This window comes from Jejudonia soesokkakensis, from assembly GCF_042664795.1.
GTDB lineage: Bacteria > Bacteroidota > Bacteroidia > Flavobacteriales > Flavobacteriaceae > Jejudonia > Jejudonia soesokkakensis.
This window is the reverse complement of the sequence record NZ_JBHTBN010000001.1, coordinates 466853-485060: the sequence shown is the minus strand read 5'-3', so window position 1 is coordinate 485060 and position 18208 is coordinate 466853. Positions and strand designations below refer to the sequence as shown.

The 18208-nt window shown below is 35.8% G+C and carries 14 protein-coding genes and 1 tRNA gene; 5 read left to right on the top strand and 10 right to left on the bottom strand.

The genetic code is table 11. The features are described from left to right. Position 1 precedes the first annotated feature (1 nt). The gene (locus ACFQO1_RS02235) at positions 2 to 1534 is read left to right on the top strand and encodes a bifunctional GNAT family N-acetyltransferase/carbon-nitrogen hydrolase family protein (protein ID WP_380216288.1); all 1533 of its coding nucleotides are present in this window, start codon (positions 2 to 4) and stop codon (positions 1532 to 1534) included. Positions 1535 to 1552: 18 nt separating this feature from the next. Here the strand turns inward: ACFQO1_RS02235 and ACFQO1_RS02230 are convergent, their stop codons facing one another. The 4 genes from ACFQO1_RS02230 to ACFQO1_RS02215 form a co-directional block, all read right to left on the bottom strand. Then, entirely contained in the window at positions 1553 to 3013 is a 1461-nt protein-coding gene (locus ACFQO1_RS02230) for an MptA/MptB family glycosyltransferase (RefSeq protein WP_380216286.1), read from the bottom strand. Beyond that, positions 3013 to 6033, bottom strand: a complete 3021-nt coding sequence (locus ACFQO1_RS02225) for an aminotransferase class III-fold pyridoxal phosphate-dependent enzyme (protein WP_380216284.1) — start codon at positions 6031 to 6033, stop codon at positions 3013 to 3015. Before ACFQO1_RS02225 ends, ACFQO1_RS02230 begins: the two co-directional genes overlap by 1 nt. 181 nt (positions 6034 to 6214) lie before the next feature. Further along, positions 6215 to 7315 carry a DUF4407 domain-containing protein gene (locus tag ACFQO1_RS02220; protein WP_380216282.1) on the bottom strand — a complete coding sequence of 367 codons (1101 nt, stop codon included), beginning with the start codon at positions 7313 to 7315 and terminating at the stop codon, positions 6215 to 6217. Positions 7316 to 7494: 179 nt separating this feature from the next. Further along, positions 7495 to 8058, bottom strand: a complete 564-nt coding sequence (locus ACFQO1_RS02215) for a hypothetical protein (RefSeq protein ID WP_380216280.1) — start codon at positions 8056 to 8058, stop codon at positions 7495 to 7497. 231 nt (positions 8059 to 8289) lie between these two features. On the opposite strand from ACFQO1_RS02215, the gene ACFQO1_RS02210 reads away from it, so the two are divergent. Together ACFQO1_RS02210 and ACFQO1_RS02205 are read left to right on the top strand one after the other, a co-directional pair. Then, a complete protein-coding gene (locus ACFQO1_RS02210; protein ID WP_380216278.1) occupies positions 8290 to 9039 on the top strand; it encodes a hypothetical protein in 750 nt (249 codons plus the stop codon). Between the two features lie 311 nt (positions 9040 to 9350). Continuing rightward, a complete protein-coding gene (locus tag ACFQO1_RS02205; RefSeq protein WP_380216276.1) occupies positions 9351 to 10796 on the top strand; it encodes a cell wall anchor protein in 1446 nt (481 codons plus the stop codon). A 79-nt stretch (positions 10797 to 10875) separates the two neighbouring features. On the opposite strand, the gene ACFQO1_RS02200 is transcribed toward ACFQO1_RS02205, so the two are convergent. Both ACFQO1_RS02200 and ACFQO1_RS02195 read right to left on the bottom strand, forming a co-directional pair. Continuing rightward, a complete protein-coding gene (locus ACFQO1_RS02200; protein ID WP_380216274.1) occupies positions 10876 to 12921 on the bottom strand; it encodes a M56 family metallopeptidase in 2046 nt (681 codons plus the stop codon). 2 nt (positions 12922 to 12923) lie between these two features. Beyond that, complete coding sequence (locus ACFQO1_RS02195; protein WP_380216272.1) at positions 12924 to 13289, bottom strand: BlaI/MecI/CopY family transcriptional regulator; 366 nt, start codon at positions 13287 to 13289, stop codon at positions 12924 to 12926. Between the two features lie 137 nt (positions 13290 to 13426). Here ACFQO1_RS02195 and ACFQO1_RS02190 point away from each other — a divergent pair, with 137 nt between their 5' ends. Continuing rightward, the gene (locus tag ACFQO1_RS02190) at positions 13427 to 14011 is read left to right on the top strand and encodes a PhnA domain-containing protein (protein WP_380216270.1); all 585 of its coding nucleotides are present in this window, start codon (positions 13427 to 13429) and stop codon (positions 14009 to 14011) included. On the opposite strand, the gene ACFQO1_RS02185 is transcribed toward ACFQO1_RS02190, so the two are convergent. From ACFQO1_RS02185 to ACFQO1_RS02175, 3 genes are all read right to left on the bottom strand, one after another. Next, a complete protein-coding gene (locus tag ACFQO1_RS02185) occupies positions 14008 to 14739 on the bottom strand; it encodes a hypothetical protein (protein WP_380216268.1) in 732 nt (243 codons plus the stop codon). The genes ACFQO1_RS02190 and ACFQO1_RS02185 overlap by 4 nt on opposite strands. Before the next feature lie 88 nt (positions 14740 to 14827). Then, positions 14828 to 15226, bottom strand: coding sequence for an energy transducer TonB (locus ACFQO1_RS02180; RefSeq protein ID WP_380216266.1), 399 nt, complete (start codon positions 15224 to 15226; stop codon positions 14828 to 14830). 47 nt (positions 15227 to 15273) lie between these two features. Continuing rightward, positions 15274 to 16668: a dipeptidase gene (locus ACFQO1_RS02175; RefSeq protein ID WP_380216264.1), complete on the bottom strand. Its 1395-nt coding sequence runs from the start codon at positions 16666 to 16668 to the stop codon at positions 15274 to 15276. 179 nt (positions 16669 to 16847) lie between these two features. On the opposite strand from ACFQO1_RS02175, the gene ACFQO1_RS02170 reads away from it, so the two are divergent. Beyond that, positions 16848 to 16929, top strand: a tRNA-Leu gene (locus tag ACFQO1_RS02170). A 143-nt stretch (positions 16930 to 17072) separates the two neighbouring features. On the opposite strand, the gene ACFQO1_RS02165 is transcribed toward ACFQO1_RS02170, so the two are convergent. Then, positions 17073 to 18203, bottom strand: coding sequence for a hypothetical protein (locus ACFQO1_RS02165; RefSeq protein WP_380216262.1), 1131 nt, complete (start codon positions 18201 to 18203; stop codon positions 17073 to 17075). Positions 18204 to 18208 lie beyond the last annotated feature (5 nt).

Genomic DNA, 18208 nt, shown 5'->3' with positions numbered 1-18208 from the left:
CATGATCGATAAAAAAATTGAAAATATTGAGCTTAATTATTTAACAATTGAAGATTACCAAGAGTTAAAAGAAGCCACACAGGAATCGTATATTGGGATGGCTAATTCCTATTGGACAAAAACGGCCATTCAAAAGTTAATTGACATCTTTCCTGAAGGTCAGATCTTAATTAAGATTGACGGTGAGATTGCTGGTTGTGCTTTATCAATCATTGTTGATTATAAGCAAATCGATGACAATCATACCTATGCAGACATCATCACCAAGAGCACATTCAAAAATCATAATAGCAAAGGCGATGTGATGTATGGTATCGATGTTTTTATCAAACCTAATTTTAGGGGACTCCGCTTAGGAAGGCGTTTGTATGATTACCGAAAAGAATTATGTGAAAACCTCAACTTAAAAGGAATTGTTTTTGGCGGAAGAATGCCAAACTACCATATTCACCAGAAAGATTATACGCCTAAACAGTATATTGATGCTGTAAAGCGAAAAGAAATTAGTGATCCTGTATTAAACTTTCAGATCTCAAACGATTTTCATCCTATACGAGTGATCAAAGGATATTTGTCTGGCGATACTGCTTCTGCAGAATATGCTGTGCTCATGGAGTGGGATAATATTTATTATACAAAACCTACCAAATCGCCTGCAACCGTTAAAACAGTAGTTCGCCTAGGATTGATTCAATGGCAAATGCGACCGTATTCCGGATTGGAGCAATTGATGCAACAAGTTGAATATTTTATTGACTCCGTTTCCGCTTATCGTTGTGATTTTGCAGTTTTTCCAGAGTTTTTCAATGCTCCTCTAATGGCAGAGTTCAATCATTTAAAAGAGTCTGAAGCCATTCGAGAACTCGCAAAATTTACAGAAGAAATTAAAAAGCGACTGTCAGAATTTTCTATTTCCTATAATATTAATATTATTTCAGGGAGTATGCCCGAGCTGGTTGGTGATAAATTATATAACGTTGGGTATCTATGTCGAAGAGACGGAAGTACCGAGCGATACGAAAAAATACACGTGACACCAGATGAAGCAAAGGTCTGGGGAATGCAACGTGGAAGCGAATTACAAACCTATGAAACAGACTGCGGAAAGATTGGCATCCTAATTTGCTATGATTCTGAATTCCCAGAACTTTCCCGTTTGTTATCAGATGAAGGAATGGACATTCTTTTTGTTCCTTTCTTGACCGACACTCAAAATGGCTATTCCCGAGTACGTTTATGCGCGCAAGCAAGAGCCGTTGAGAATGAGTGCTACGTAGCAATCTCAGGGAGTGTTGGAAATTTACCTAACGTAGAAAATATGGACATACAGTATGCACAATCTGCAGTCTTTACACCTTGCGATTTTGCATTTCCGAGCAACGGAATTAAAGCTGAAGCTACCACCAATACAGAAATGATCTTGGTAGCAGATGTCGATATTAGTTTATTACGTGAACTACATTCTTTTGGTGCGGTAAAGAACTTGAAGGACCGTCGTAAAGATGTGTACGATGTGATACGGGTGAAAAAATAACTCTAAAAACTAAACGTATTAAAACGCTCCTTCTTGGAGCGTTTTGTTTTTAAAGCCTACTCGTTTATAGAAAAGCTCCCATATCGCAAATCCAATAACTACTATGTATTCGAACGCTACAAACCATAAATTTTCTGAAAATCCATCGGCACCATAAGCTGTGTAACTAAGCATAACCACAAAACTCCAGACAATCGGAAATCTGTATTTTGTAAAAACTGAAAGTACCAAAGGCGTAGCTATGTACCAAGGATGCACCGTTGTAGAAAGTAAAAAATATACTGAAACTCCAAGTAAAATCCCAGTGATGAGTTGCTGAGTCGTTGAATTTCTTCGGAAAAAAGTTAGCACCAGTAAAATCAAAATTACAATAAGCGGAAGCACCTTCCCAACAGTGCCTATAATATTCCACCCTACTGTCTGAAAGCCAATCCATCGTATCACATAGTACACACTCGCATTAAACTCAAAATTCTGAAACCATAATCCAATCGTTGCCGAAAAATTAGATATAAATTCTGAAGATAAAAAAGGAGCAAAAGTAAGAAGTATGGTTCCTAATGTGACATTATAAAAAGCAATCGTTTTTGTCGCATTGCGCCTGTCAAAATATAAAAAAGAGCGTGGGATGGGATTTCTCTCTTCATTCGAAATGACAATCTCCTTTTTCTCTTTTTTCAAAATGTACTTAAAAAATAAGGGTAAAAACAATAATGGCAATAATTTTACGGAAACTGAAAGTCCTAACAGCACCGCTGCCCAAAACCATTTTCCCTTATGGAGTAAATACAATGACCACACCACAAAGAAGAGCATGACACCTTCAAAGTGTAAGTTTCCAGTTAATTCGATAATAATAAACGGACTTAAAAAATACCAAAAAATATTCTGTACAGGTAGTTTTAAATCTTCAAGTAATTTCTTTCCGAAGTATAAAATACCGATATCTGCCAAAATAATAATGATTCGTAGTACTACCACAGATCCTAAAATACTCTTACCCGAAAAAAAGGCAGCAATTCCAAAACATAACTGATTCAAAGGCGGATAGTTACTATAATGACTTGCGTTTAAATTACCCATCCCATGGTATAATGCTTCCGCTTGTGCAACCAGAATATCACTATTAATTACAGACCAACTAGTAGTATTAAGATACGTTTCTGGCGTAAACAAATATGGATTCACTCTTTGTACTAATAATCGCCCATCCCACAAAAACCGGTAGAAATCCTGTGATAAATTGGGGATAGCCACGATAAAGACCAATCTGAATACTATCCCCAAAACGGCCAGCCATATAAAAGGAAGTTTCCATTTTTCAATTAAAAGATAGGCAATAAAAAACAGCGCCCCGTAAAGACTTATTAGTTTCACAAAATCACTTCGCTGCAGATCATATCCAAACGCCCCATAGAAGACCATCGCCAGCACAGCAAAAAATAAATAAAGCTTATATGTTTTTAAAAATTCCAGCACTAATTGTCGTAGTGTTGCATAAAATCTTCAGAGAAAACAGTAGTTAAGCGTTTGATCAACTCCTTTGCATTTTCTGAAGAAAAAACCATGGGTGGTTTAATCTTTAGCACGTTATAATCGGGACCGTCGGTGCTCATCAAAATTCCGAGTTCCTTCATACGGTCTGCGAGATAGTCGGCGTGTTGGGGCAATGGTTCTTTTTTTGAAGTGTTCAGTTCAAACCCTAAGAATAATCCTTCACCTCGTACATCTCCAATGATGGGAAATTGTTGTTGAAGTTTTTGTAATTCAGATTTTAACAACTGACCTATTTCTAACGCATGGTCTTGTAAGTTTTCGTCTTCAATAACTTCTAAAACCGTTCTACCTATTGCACAACTTACAGGATTTCCACCAAAGGTATTAAAGAATTCCATCCCAGTATTAAATGCATCTGCCACCGCTCGGGTACATGCTACAACGGCCAACGGATGGCCATTTCCAGATGGTTTTCCCATCGTCACAATATCCGGAACTACATCAAAAAGCTCAAACGCCCAAAAAGTTTTTCCCATACGTCCAAAGCCAGTTTGCACCTCATCTGCAATGCAAATTCCGCCAGCATCCCGAACCGCTTTATACACCTCTTTAAAATAATTTTTAGGCGGAACGATTTGTCCGCCACAGCTTATCATGCTTTCGCCAATAAATCCTGCAATCCCTTTTCCGCTTTTCTTTAGATTTTCTATAAGTTCTGACGCATATTCGGCATACCTATTATCCCCTTCATTTCCGGAATGTCTTCCCCGATAGGTGTCTGGCAACGGCAAAATATGAGTGGTTTCAGGTTTTCCCGGCCCTCCTTTCGCATCAAATTTATAGGAACTAACACCCATTGCAGCATTGGTATTTCCATGATACCCTACCGCTATCGCAAGCATATCCTCATTGCCAGAAATCGTTTTTGCCATTCGTAAGGCAAGCTCATTGGCCTCACTTCCTGAATTTACAATATGTAGCACCTCCAATTCCTTGGGTAATTTTGCCAATAGTTTTTTGCTGTAAGCGATAATTTCTTCATGAAGATAACGTGTGTTTGTCGTTAATACCGCCATCTGCCGCTGTCCTGCTGTAACTACTTTAGGGTGCTGATGCCCCACATGATTTACATTATTTGCTGTGTCCAGGTATTTTCTTCCGTCGCTATCTATTAAAAAGGCACCTTCTCCCCTCACAATATGCAACGGTTGGCTATAGGAAAGGCTTAGCGATCTTCCCAGATGTTCTTTTCTGTAGCCAATCATGTCTTCTTCGGAAAGTGCTTCAGTTTTAGCCGAAAGATCTTCTCTAAATACTACATCAGGATTCGGACAAATACTCTTCCATACTTCCTTTTCCGAAGGTAAGGCCACGCCATTAAAGTTTTCATTGTTTCCGAGCAAATCAAAAATCACCTGAAAATGTAAATGAGGGGCCCAATTTCCGTTTTCATGAGGAGCTCCAATATATGCGATTAAATCTCCTTGTTTTACTTGTTTCCCTACATGCATCATTTCCAAAGTAGAAAGAGTCAAATGTCCGTAGAGCGTATAAAATATATTTTCCTCAAATGTATGCTCCAAAATAAGCATAGGCCCGTAATCCTTGTCATAATTGTTGTGATGTGCAATTTTTATAACGCCGTCAAAAGGAGCGTGCACAGGAGTTTGTGAACCCACCCAGAAATCGGTTCCCAAATGTACCGTACGATATTGTGGACCGTTATTCCCTTCACTTTTAAAAGCGTCTGTGGTGTAAAACGGTCGTGTTTCCAGATAGCCATTTGCTAAAATCGTATTGGGATGGCGCTTGTTAAACTGCTTCAGTTTGAATTCTGAAACCTCCGGGTCGCTATATTCTGAAAGATTACCCAACAAGGTGCTTCCCACACTCATATCAAGCACTGTGACTGTTTCGATAATTTCTGAAGGGAACAGTGTTGCCAATGAAATCTGATTTTTAGCAATCCATTTTGTAAAACTTACTTCTAATGGATGTGCGGGATACCCACACACCTGTCTAAAAGAATAATACGCAAAATTTGGATGAATCGTATACCACTTTCGCAAGGCTTCCCATGCCGATTGTTCGCTTATAAAATGATACTCATTCTGGGTGTTCTCAGATTTCCGAAGGGCAGCTTTTGTAACGGTGGTCACTAATCGCATGCCAATCAATGTATATAAACATTCGAGTTCGTGTTCAGAAAAATGATAGTATTCGTGGTATCCTTGAAGCACATCCAAAGCTGCAGCTAAAGGGTCGGGCACTTCCATAGTTGCATACGCGAGAAGTATCGCAATCTCATTTACGGTCTGACTTTTTACTGTATCTCCAAAATCAATAAAACCGTTAACTGCTGGGTTTTTTAGGTCTTCGGAAACTACGATGTTATAATCGTTGAGATCGTTATGAATTACACTTTTTGGAAGTTCTGAATAGAGTGGCTGAAAGTCTTTAAATAGTTTCTGAAAGTGCTCAACTATTTGTTTATTCCCCTCAGAAAAAAGGTGTGTATGTCTCACAGTCCATGCAGAATCTGCCAGATTCCAATCAAAATTCCGCTCTGCTTCAGGATGTGAAAACTCTTTTAAAGCAGCTGTTAATTCACCCGCCTTTCTACCCAGATCTATTCGTAACGTTTTAGTTTTAGGGTTTACTTTTGCCCACAATCTCCCTGAAACCCAACTGAGAAGTCTAATTGAAAACACCTGATCATTATATGTTTTAGTACTTAGCAATGCTCCATCTACATTCTGAATACTTTCCGGAAGAGAACTATTCAGCTTTTTAGTTGCCAGGTATAACAACAAACTATTCTGAAAAGCAATGTTTGAATCTCCTTTACTTTCCGAAGCTATTTTTAACAGGTACTTTTTTCCAGTTTCAGTTTTCAGAAGAAAATTAATGTCTTCATCACCTGCCAATAGCGTAGCCGTTACATGTATTCCATACTTTTTTAAAGCAATTTCTTTTGCAAAGGGTAGCATATTGGTCTCCATATAAAACACTAGGATTTACTAACAATATTAATGAAAAATGAAGAAAGAAATTTACTTATTTGATTCGTTTAACAGTAACAACACCCCTAAAGTCCCCTCAAGGGGACATTTTTTTACCAGATACCTTATAGGGTTGTCCCCTTGAGGGGACTTTAGGGGTGTTTTTCTAAATAATTTAGTATTACAATACTCCCTTCTGCTTCTTATAAAAAGCATCTGCCTGCAATTGCATCAATTCGCGAGCGATTTTACGTTTATATTCGTACAGTTCCTGTTCTTCTGCAATATCTGCATACACTCTATTATTCACATCACGGTCTGTAGTTACTAGAACATCTCGCTGCATTTTTTGTTGGGCTACCCAAGACGTTACGGCACCCTCCTGTTCGGCTAATTTCAAATCATAAGCTCCTTTTGGAGATAGTAATTTTGCAATGATGGGAGAGGTTTCAATTGCTAAGAATAGTAAAAAGATAAAGAAAGAAGGTAACCAAGGTAATTTGTTAAGTGCAGTGATACGCGCCATTAATCCGTCGAACCCATCAATGATTGGTTGGGTTTCGGCAACTTTTGTTTGATATTCTGTTGCAAGAGTACCTATCTGACTTTCGATCGCTTCAATTTTTTCTGAATTAGTTTCTTTTAGTGTTTTCAGTTCTGCCAGTGCAGCATCGTGCTTATCACGCTTTTCTTTATAAACAGGACCTTTCCCTAAGAGTTCGGTACCGGCTCTTCCTTCGGCTTCGGCAATATAAGTATCATATAAAGCATTTACTTCAGATTCTTTTGTAACAACCTCTTGTTTTAGTGTTTCAATATCTGATTCTAGGGCTTGCACCGCAGGTGTAAATTGTAATGCCAATTGATCTTTATTCTGAAGAGTCAATTCATTTTTTTCCTCAAGTAATACCTGATTGATTTCTTTCTCAAATATTTTCATTTCGAGAGGTTTCGAAATAACGATTGCTATAATTACTGCCAGTAAAATTCGAGGAGAAGCCTGAATTAATTCGTCGAAAAAATTCTCACGTTTTTTGATAGTTGAAACTATAAAACGGTCGAGATTAAAGATGAGAAGTCCCCAGATCATTCCGAAGAAAATAGCGGTAAACACATTGTCGAAAACTGTAAAAAGTGCATACGCACCCGCGATGGTTGCCATGACAGCTGTAAAGAAAACGGTAGCTCCTATACCTGCATATTTGGTGTTTTCACCAGAGGAACAATCTTTTAAGATATCGGTATCTGCGCCAGAGCAGAAAATGAAAAAGCGTTGTAACATAGTATTTTGAATTAATTTTGCTAGTAGTACAAATGATTGATGAAATGGTATAACGTTTAATCTTTCAGATTGTTACAAATAATCAAGAAATTTCAAATCACAAAAAACAAATTCCAAAAGGAAAAATATTCAGAATCAGTGTTACAATTTAATATAGCAGAAACGCATTACACAATTTCTTAACAGCCATTTGAAACAATAATTCGTAAAGGCTGGTCATCAATTTGTACTGTGAGAAGCTGCCTGGGAAACTCTGAGTTTCTAAGAACGCTTTTGACTTCTTCGAGTGTAGCCATCTTTTCACCAATATAATATGCAACTTCCTTATTCTTATATGGTGTTAATTCAGCAGCTGGATCTGTTTTTACACCATAATTCGTCTCTGGATTGGCATTGTTTCTAGGGTAGACTGAAATATAAACTGAAGGTTTAGTACCAGTACTTCCTGTTGTTTTTATATGAGTAAGCGCATTGACTTCTATTAATTTTTTGAGCGCAACAAAACTAATTTGTTTGTCATCATAATAAAAAGTAGCTCCTTTTTGTTCCATTTCATCAAAATGCTGCGAAGGAACAAAAGGGCGCTCATTAACAAAATTTTCAAATAATATGGCATGAGGACCTTGATTCTTTGGAATTACACTAGTTTTTTCAATTACAGCAACAGATTCATCTTCAAATTTGCAGGATACAAATACAAATAAACCAAGAGAAACAACTAAAAGTTTAAATATTGACTTCATAAAAATGTAATGATTAAGATACTATTCTAATATAAATATTTGTAGTGCAATAAAATTATCTCTGACTAAAAAATACTTGTCCTTGAAACACTTAGCAATAATAATTCATCAACTTTAAAATCCTACACTCGATAAATTTAACATTAATTTTTATTTATAACTCTAGTTATTTATGTATTTTGGCGATTAAATATGCTTTTAAACGATAGTTTATAGTTTAATAGACCCCCAATGAAAAAGAGAGCTCTACTTTTGATACTGTTACTTTTAACTTTACCCATTTTTGCACAAGTTGGTATTGGAACAATTGATCCAGATCCAAGTGCTGTGCTGGATATTGAATCTACTTCTGGAGGCCTATTAACTCCAAGAATGACAACTGCCCAGCGAGATGCGATTGAAACAACAGCTTCCTCCAAAGGACTCTTAGTGTTTGACACCGATGAAAATGCATTTTATTTTTATGATGGCTTAAATTGGGTAGAACTTAGTGCTGGAACTAATAGTAATGATTATACGGGATGGGGAGATTATGTTGATGGATTTTATACAGATGTAATGCCGTTTGAATTAGAATCTGCAGATGGTATAGTAACCTTACCAAATAGAGCTTCAACGGTAAGAGATTTTCAAAAACCTATAGATGTATCTACTTTTTACGATGCTACTTCAGAAACAATAACTGGAAGAGATGGAGATGGTTTAAACATTGTGATTGAATTTAAGGTTAAGCCCACTCAAAACCAAACTACTAAGATTACAGTAGCCATAGATATTGGATTCCCAGTAGGAGAAATTTATAAAAGAGATTTTATTACATCAAAAGGTGTTGGTGTAGAACATTTTTATTTAAGCTCTTTTACAGGATATACATTGGGTACTTGGGAGACAAATGGGGGAACTGTCAAAATTTCTACAGATGCAGATATTGAAGTATATGATATACGGTATGTGCTTACAAGAACACACAAAGCTAGATAATCTTTTTATCTAAAAATTGTATTTATAGATTTCTGTTGTATACAATAGTCTACTACTTCGTAGTATGACTTTTACTTTTCTAAAAAGTCAGTCAATACGTATTAAATTTCTTTTTTTTCTAAAATTGGATTGCTTACTCCTTGCAATTATTTATTAAGTATAAAATTGTAAGACTATACATCGTAAGTAAAATTAAAATATCGACTAAATACACTTTTATACGTTAAAAGTTGCGTATTAAAATGTTATCATTTATATTGCACCGGTTTTTAAGAAAAATTTAACAGGCTTTTGCCCCCAAAAATCTAACTATGAAGTTTTATTATTTCCTAGGCTGCTTTTTATTTTCACTAACTTCTTCCATTGCTCAAGTAGGTATCGGCACAACCGATCCAGATCCAAGTGCGGTATTAGATATAGAATCAACAACTGGTGGTCTCTTAACTCCTAGAATGTCAACTGCAGATATATTATTAATATCTAATCCTGCAGAAGGTTTATTAGTTTTTGACACAGATAAAGACATATTTTGTTTTTACAGTGGTGGTAATTGGAATCCTGTAGAATCATCAGAAAAACGAGATAATTATAGATTGGTAAAAAGTACTGCAGATCTAAGTGACGAACTAATTGCAGGAGGCGGTTCTAAATATGTATTAAGTTCTAATTTCTTATATGAAATAAATGGAAATATTACCATTGATTATCCTATTGAACTTAACGGGGCTTACATTGAAGGAGTTGATGTTGGTTCAGATGTACTAACAAATGGATCCTCAGGAGCCTTATTTACAGGAACTACAGGTGGAAGCCTCCGAAATATGAGTGTCAACGGTAATGGCAAACAAGTATTTAACATAAATGGCGGAGGTACTGCAAATATTGTTGTAAATAGTACTATCTTCTATGGCGCTTCCTCTTTGGGAACAGCAAATAATGTAAATGCGTTTTTTGTAAGAAGTTCTTCCTATGCCTCGAACATAGATGGATTTTCTATTACTAATGCAGTTAATGTAATATTTGGCGGACCTTTTTGGGCTTCATCTAACCAAGGAACTTTTTTAACTTTAAATGGTGCCATTACAAATGTAGAAATTACAGGAGGAAGTGTAGCAGTAGATTCTGGTGAAACTGGTATTGATGTTAGCTCTGATCCAGCCGTTACAAAAGGTGTTATTTTTAATACGAACTTCACAGGCAATGGAACCCTTGTAGATGGGTATTCTGCTACAAATACGTATGCCGGTTATTCTTTTTCAAATAATTGGTTTGTTAATACCCCTGGGATACCTCTGGAAACAGATTTTGTTGCTAATGGAAATATCAGTCTTAATGCCGCGGTGGGAGTAGGATATGTAACAGACTTTATAACTATTGGCTCTGGAGTTCCAGCAAAATTAGGGGGAGTTACTACAAATAATAATTTATTCAGATTCATAGCTTCAGGTAACAATAGGATTGTTTATGACGGTGAAAAAACAAGATATTTTAATATATCAGCTTCGATTTCTGCGCAGGGATCTGCGGGTGCCTATTATATCTTCTATATTGCAAAAGGAAATAGTGGAAGTGCAACAGCAACTGTATTAACAGATACCAAAGTTTATAGGCTATTCAGTTCAGCAACAGATATTGGTGCAGTTTCGGTTTTAGGTTCCGTTCAATTAGCGCCTGGAGACTTCATTGAAATTTGGGCTGAAAGATATGTTGGAGCGGGTACTTTGAACGTGGTATCCATGAATCTAATAGCAAATTAAATAAGTTTCCATATTAAAAATTTAAAAGAACCCATGATTAAATCATGGGTTCTTTTTTATGTTGAAAAGCTCCTAAAAGCTAAGGCAATGCTACCGTTTTATAAGTAATAATATTTACGTCATCTGGATCAAAAGTTGAATTTAATTTAATATTAACCCCTTCTCTCAAATACTTTTTTGTAACTCTTACAGCTTCATTGTAGCTTATAATAGCTCCATTTAGATAGAACTTGGCTCCGTGCCGATTCATCACTTTTAAATTGTTTATGTATTGGCTTCTGGAAACAGGCTGCGGAAGGCCGTTAATCTTTTCAACAGGAAGTACTGCCCCCATCCCTTTTTCTTTTATAATAATTCCTTTTTTAGAAATATATACTTTTGGTGGCTTAGGATCTTGAAGTCTGGTTTGAATATTCAGCTCTGGATTTTCCTTTAACAACTCTATTGCTTTATCTGAAGTAACCGCTTCGTTTTCATAAAAAAAATGAGCACCCTTTTTTGCCATTGCAATCAAATGATCTAAAGGCTTTTCTGGACTTGGTGGCGGCGGAGGCGGCGGAGGCGGCGGTGTAAGTAACGTAGTGGTTCCAATTAAATACTTCTCTTTTGATTGTGATCGCTTGGCAAGATCACTTTTTCTGTACTCCGCATTGATTTTATCTATAAATTCTTCGGAAACATTCACCTTTTCAATAGCAAGACCGTACAGCTTAAAATCCTCTTTCTTCCAGTCTTTTGTACGCTCATTTAATGCGTTTGTAAAATTAGATATGGGAGTTTTCTTTCCGTTTAGATAAATATCTTCTCCATTCACATATAGAATAATGCTGTTCTTATAGGTACGCATTACTTCAGTTCCTAAATCGGGAGATGGAGGTGGTGGTGGCGGGGGCAATACTTCCCCTGATGTTGAGGGTGTAGGCGGTGGAGGTGGTGGTGGCGGCACTAGACGCATCCCTTGATTAGCCTTGTATAAATATGTCTTCTTAAATTCAGTTTCCAATTTATCTAAAAATTCTTGCGGAGTACTCGCAATATACACTTGAGGTTTTATACTGGTATAATCAGTTTCTTCCCATCCTTTTGTTGCCGCATCCAGATCATTAGCAAATGTTTTAAGCGAAGACTTTTTCCCATTAATAGAAATTTCGCTAATACTCACCATAATCACTAAGCTTTTTTGAATAATCGTGCTTTGAATATTCGTAGTTGGCATATCCCTTTCTATGAGTGATTCTATGTTTTCAGGAATTGCACTAGGTTTTTCTACTATTTGCGTGGTGCTAAATCCGTACAAAAGCAAGGCTACTAACGGAAGTAATAATCCGGTTTTGAGCCATGCGGTTCTTTTTGATGTGTGTGTTTTCATAACTGTAAAACGTTTTTTGAAGGATGAATAATTGATTGAATGTGCCATTGCTGGACTTGCAGCATTTGATGAAAATGCCAGTAATATTTTTTGATAGTCAGCTGTTTTATTTCCACGATATAGTACAGCCTGATCTGCTAGAAACTCATGATTTAACTTGATGCTGTGCTTGTAGAAATACAATAAAGGGTTGAACCAGAATACGATTTGCAAAAGCTCCATAAGTAAAATATCCAAACTGTGTTTCTGTTCTGCATGTGCCTGTTCATGGATTAATACTTCCTTCGGAATTTCTCCCTTTTGAAACTTCTCCTTATGTAAAAATATGTAGTTGAAGAAAGTATGTGGTGTTACTGGTAGCTTCAGCAAAACATGAAAGACATTCTTACTTTTAATAGTTGGGTTTTTCTGAATTTTCTGTACTAAGCTGAAAAGATTTCTAAAAAATTTCAGTGTAAAAAAAAGGACTCCTAACAAATACACACTCCATAAAATGATGGGTAGATATTTTATAGCTTCTTCGGTTTCCGAAGCGCTTGTAATCACACTCCCTTCGACTAAAGTAACTGTATTTGTTACTGGTATTGCTTCTATATAAGTTGTAAAAGTGATAAACGGAATACAAAAACTTGCAGCGATCCCAAATAGCAAATAGAAACGCTTGATTAAATGAAAGCTCTCCTTTTCCATAAATAGCTTGTAAAAAACAAAGAAAATTGACAGACAAGCAGCCGATTTTAACAAATAGATTTCCATAACTATTTCTTTTTAATTTTTTTATCAATCAACTGTTTTAAATCTTCCAGTTGTTCTTTATTAAGATTGGTTGTTTCGGTAAAAAAGGAAGCAAACTGAGCTGCATCGTTATTAAAAAAATTCTTGATCAGGCCATTGACATGCTTCCCAAAATAATCTTTCTTTTTCACCAATGGAAAATATTTACGTGAGCGACCCAATTGTTCATAATCTACGAATCCTTTATCCTGCATACGCTTTAGCAAGGTAGCAACCGTAGTTGTTGCTGGTTTTGGGTCTTCGTGGGCATCTATAAGGTCTTTCATAAATGCCTTTTTTTGCTTCCACAAAATTTGCATAAGTTGCTCTTCAGCGTTTGATAATGTCATTGTCATAATGTTTACTCTACAAACGTAGAACAAATAATTTAATTCTACAAATGTAGAGCGATATTTTTTCATAAAAGAAATTCCGCTTTTAATACTATTCCCCAAAACAGTACCTTTACAAGCTTAAACAACACCTAATGTCTGTAGAGCGAGAACTAAAAAAAAGAGCCAATAGCCAATGCGAATTGTGTGGTAATGAAGACCATCTTACAATATATGAACTCCCCAACTCGTCCGAATATAAAGAGGAAGTAGAAAAAAATCTTTTGGTGTGCGCAACGTGTAGTTCTCAATTTGATAATGAAGATGATCGTGATCCCAACCACTGGCGATTCCTCAACGATACCATCTGGAGTCCTACCTCAGCTGTAAAAATAATATCCTGGCGGATGCTACATCGTTTAAAAGCAGAAGGTTGGCCACAAGATCTACTCGATATGATGTACTTGGATGAGGAGGAAAAAGAATGGGCTGCTGCGGCTGGTGATGCCGAAGATAAAAGTAAAGCCTTGATTCATAGAGATGCTAATGGGGTTCAATTGCAAGCTGGAGACAGTGTTGTGCTTATTAAAGACCTTAAAGTAAAAGGAACTAGTATGGTTGCCAAGCAAGGCACAGCAGTACGACGCATTTCATTAGATCATGAAAATGAAACCTACATCGAAGGAAAAGTGGACGGTCAACACATAGTTATTATCACCGAATATGTGAAAAAGATCTAATAATACGTAATCTCAAAAGTGATAGTCTCATCATCTGCGCTTTTGTAATGTGATGTTGGATTGCTCTTTATATCAAGTGTAATCACATCGTTTTCGTAATCCTGACTCAAATATTCTCCACGTTTTGAATAATAGTGCGTCAAATTTACAGTTCTACCGTGTTCATTTGTTTGAGCCTCGTTGACTTTTGTAAATTTTACTAAATCTTCATAACTATAAGCACTTCTTTGAAGGACTTCTCCAGTCTTCGAAAAATAAATTGCTCCTTTAATTCTACCCAATTCATCATAAGTGTATTGTTCTGTTATAGCTCCTGTAGCTCTGTCTATTTTATAAGCATAGAGTCCATCATCATTGTATTTATAGATACTTCCAGAACCATCACTGTATTTTTCTTCAATAATATATCCTTTGTCATTGGTCTTATAGCGACTTGTGCTATAGCCGTCATTTACACTTTTTAGATGCCCTTTGGAATCATAGCTATAAGTTGTTTTACCAATTCCTGTATCCCATAAAGTGGAGCGACCCTCTTTGTCAAATTCAAAAAGCCAATCGATATTTCCTACTTTATATCGCAGCGATTTTACATTGTGGTATATTAAATATTGATCTGTAGTGTATTGCTTCGGAATAGGATTGTGCGGAGCTACTCTATAATTCATTGGGTATTGCGCAAAAGCTGTTCCCAAAAATAAAAGCAAGCACATTGTAAATAAAGATTTCATACGTAGTGTTTTAGAACTGCAAAATAGGCAAGAATACTCCATAAAAAAATACGACAATTGCCGTATTTTAAGTTCTGTAGAGAACGAATTACTTTATTTTCTTTTGACGTGCAGCTTTCCGTAATCGTAGTTTTTTCATCGCTTCAGTTTCTACTCTATAGGTAATAGGTACTCCTATTTTGTGCGGAAAATTTAAGGGTCTTGCAGAGTTTGAAAATTCGAATTTGGGCAGTTTTTTGATAATTCTTATTGCTTCAGCTTTCATTTCTGGATATTCTGAAGAAGCTGAAACTCTTGAAATACTCCCATCCTTTTCAACATAAAAAATGGTTTCAATAAAGTGAGTTGAACCTGGCTCTAAATTTAGGGTTGCAGCAATATTTCGAAAAGCTTCTGAATCCCGAACCATTTTATTGAAATCACTTTGCGCAAAACCTTCAGCAAAAAAGAGGATGAAACCAATCAGAAAAAATAAGTGTAATTTCATACTAGTAGTTTCAGAAAAAATTATCAATATCTATACCTAAAAAGGATTTATTGCTTTGAATGTATTTCAGTAAAATAATGATAGAACTGCGGAATAGTTTCAATGCCTTTTAGATAATTCCAAACCCCAAAATGTTCATTAGGCGAATGGATAGCGTCACTATCTAAACCAAAGCCCATTAAAATTGTTTTGCTTTTCAGTTCTTTTTCAAATAAAGATACAATGGGTATACTACCACCACTTCGCTGCGGAATCGGAGTTTTCCCAAAGGTTGCTTCGTACGCCTTTTCAGCAGCTTGATAACCCATACTATCGATTGGTGTTACGTATGCTTGTCCGCCATGATGTGGCTTCACCACTACTTTTACTCCTTTTGGCGCAATACTTTCAAAATGAGATTTGAAAAGCGCTGTAATTTTTTTCCAATCCTGGTTAGGGACTAATCGCATTGATATTTTTGCATATGCCTTACTCGCAATCACTGTTTTGGCTCCTTCGCCTATATACCCTCCCCAAATTCCGTTGACATCCAAAGTGGGCCGTATCGAATTGCGTTCGTTAGTAGTATATCCCGCCTCACCATATACATCTTCTATTGCCAAAGCTTTGGTATAATTTTCTTTGCTGAAAGGTGCTTCGGCCATTTTAGCTCGCTCCTCTTTTGAAAGTTCGTCTACCTCATCATAAAAACCGGGAATGGTAATATGATTATTTTCATCATGTAAAGACGCAATCATTTTGGTTAAAATATTAATTGGATTTGCAACCGCTCCACCGTACAATCCGCTGTGCAAATCACGATTTGGGCCTGTCACTTCTACCTCAACATAACTTAAACCACGCAATCCTGTAGTAATACTCGGAATATCATTGGCAATCATTCCTGTATCACTGATTAAAATCACATCATTACTTAATTTATCCTGATTACGTTCTACAAACCAGCTAAGACTTTCACTTCCTACTTCTTCTTCGCCTTCAATCATAAATTTGACATTACACGGAAGCTGACCTGTATTGGTCATATATTCCAGTGCTTTTACGTGCATATACATTTGCCCTTTATCATCACAACTCCCACGGGCAAAAATTGCACCTTGAGGATGGAGTTCTGTTTTTTTAATGACAGGCTCAAATGGCGGACTATCCCATAACTCAACAGGATCTGGTGGTTGCACATCATAATGCCCGTATACTAAAACGGTTGGAAGATTCTTATCGATAATTTTTTCACCATACACAATTGGATACCCAGGGGTTTCACAGATTTCTACGGTATCACATCCCGCTTTTAGTAAGCTGGTTTTAATGACCTCTGCCGTTTTAATCACATCATTTTTATAAGCAGAATCTGCAGAGATTGATGGAATCTTAAGTAATTCAATTAATTCGTTTAAAAATCGCTCTTTATGTTCTTGAATATAGGAGTGTGCACTTTTCATTTTTAATGCCCGAAAAGTCGGGTAACTTTTTATTCTCCGTGAAAACGGTCATCTCTATTTTGATAAAATTCTTTAAAAGATAAAGGTACGAAAAGTCGATTTTTTAAAAGAAAGATTAGTTGTAAATAAAATATCTTGTTTATATTTGCCGTCCCTTACGGGAACAGTCCATTTTAATTGCGGATGTGGTGGAACTGGTAGACATGCTAGACTTAGGATCTAGTGCCGCAAGGCGTGCAGGTTCGATTCCTGTCATCCGCACTAAAGCTCCCCAGAAATGAGGAGCTTTTTTATTTTAAATCTTGGGAGAAATATACTGCAAGTTCGACCTGCCTGCCAGAGGCACGACAGGCAGGTTCCTGTCATCCGCACTAAAGCTCCCCAGAAATGAGGAGCTTTTTTAATTATATATAAATTGGTTCTTTATAATTATACAGAAAAGAACTAGGAATATAAAATGATGATAAATCTTCTACAGAGTTTAAGATTTTGATGTTATTTTCTTTAATATTAGGGTTTAATGTCTTAATTATTGATTTATTAGCGCTAGGACTTTGAAAAACTACTTCTAAATTATTTAAATTTAAAGATCCGAAAAGTTCGGAATCTAAAGCTCTGTTAAATGCAGGGAAAGAATATCCAATGATAATAAGAACATCTGTATCACCAAATTTTGCTTTTAATAGGTCTCTTTGAGTTTTTTTCATTTCCCATGAATAATTAATGCTATTACTAAAGTCATTATTGAATCTTCTGCTCACTTCTAAATTAGATTTTAATTGACCTAAATAACTTCTCCAGTTTTTTAAATTGTTATGTTGTACCGTTTCAACATAGTCTTTATCGAATTTAAAAATCCCCCTATGCCCATTTAAATGAAATATACTTTGATTTTCATTAATGTCATTTTTTAATAAGTTTGAATAAGGAATTATACTATTTAGTTCTATTAAATTATTAATAGGTTTACAACAAAATTTTGAGAAGGCAGTTTCTAATTGCAAATCATAATTCCAGGAAAAAAAGTTAATATCATCAGATAATTTTGGATACGAAATGTTTTCCTTTTCAAGAAGAATTGATAACAGGCTTAAATATCTATTATCCAGTCTTGAATAATTTCCATCACTTTTTCCAATTTTAAAGTCTTTATAATAGAAGTTTTCCCATAAATCTAGGTAAACACTAACTGCAGCTTTTAGTTCATTTAATTCTGATTTGTTTTCTAAAAGCCAAAGTTTTCTTGCATAGATATCAATTGACCCAAATTCTAGGGCTTTCTCACCAAAAAACTTCATTTTTTCAAAAAACTTAACTAAATAAGTGCTTCCCTCAATATTATATTCATCTATTGAATCATAAGACTTACTGTAACCTTCTTTAATCATTGCTAAAATTTTTGATGCAATTTGAAATATTGTAGAACCTTGTTGTTTCCAAATTGGGACAGAATTATAACTGGCTCCTGCTCCTAAAAGATAGGATATTTTAGGTTTTGACGAGCTTTTTGAGTATTTAGAAAATTCTTCTTCCATAAGAT

What these genes read in the sequence shown, in the direction of transcription:
- ACFQO1_RS02235 (WP_380216288.1), top strand. Translation starts at nt 2, where the DNA reads ATGATCGATAAAAAAATTGAAAATATTGAGCTTAATTATTTAACAATT.
- ACFQO1_RS02225 (WP_380216284.1), bottom strand. Translation starts at nt 6,033, where the DNA reads ATGGAGACCAATATGCTACCCTTTGCAAAAGAAATTGCTTTAAAAAAG.
- ACFQO1_RS02220 (WP_380216282.1), bottom strand. Translation starts at nt 7,315, where the DNA reads ATGTTACAACGCTTTTTCATTTTCTGCTCTGGCGCAGATACCGATATC.
- ACFQO1_RS02215 (WP_380216280.1), bottom strand. Translation starts at nt 8,058, where the DNA reads ATGAAGTCAATATTTAAACTTTTAGTTGTTTCTCTTGGTTTATTTGTA.
- ACFQO1_RS02210 (WP_380216278.1), top strand. Translation starts at nt 8,290, where the DNA reads ATGAAAAAGAGAGCTCTACTTTTGATACTGTTACTTTTAACTTTACCC.
- ACFQO1_RS02205 (WP_380216276.1), top strand. Translation starts at nt 9,351, where the DNA reads ATGAAGTTTTATTATTTCCTAGGCTGCTTTTTATTTTCACTAACTTCT.
- ACFQO1_RS02200 (WP_380216274.1), bottom strand. Translation starts at nt 12,921, where the DNA reads ATGGAAATCTATTTGTTAAAATCGGCTGCTTGTCTGTCAATTTTCTTT.
- ACFQO1_RS02195 (WP_380216272.1), bottom strand. Translation starts at nt 13,289, where the DNA reads ATGACATTATCAAACGCTGAAGAGCAACTTATGCAAATTTTGTGGAAG.
- ACFQO1_RS02190 (WP_380216270.1), top strand. Translation starts at nt 13,427, where the DNA reads ATGTCTGTAGAGCGAGAACTAAAAAAAAGAGCCAATAGCCAATGCGAA.
- ACFQO1_RS02185 (WP_380216268.1), bottom strand. Translation starts at nt 14,739, where the DNA reads ATGAAATCTTTATTTACAATGTGCTTGCTTTTATTTTTGGGAACAGCT.
- ACFQO1_RS02180 (WP_380216266.1), bottom strand. Translation starts at nt 15,226, where the DNA reads ATGAAATTACACTTATTTTTTCTGATTGGTTTCATCCTCTTTTTTGCT.
- ACFQO1_RS02175 (WP_380216264.1), bottom strand. Translation starts at nt 16,668, where the DNA reads ATGAAAAGTGCACACTCCTATATTCAAGAACATAAAGAGCGATTTTTA.
- ACFQO1_RS02165 (WP_380216262.1), bottom strand. Translation starts at nt 18,203, where the DNA reads ATGGAAGAAGAATTTTCTAAATACTCAAAAAGCTCGTCAAAACCTAAA.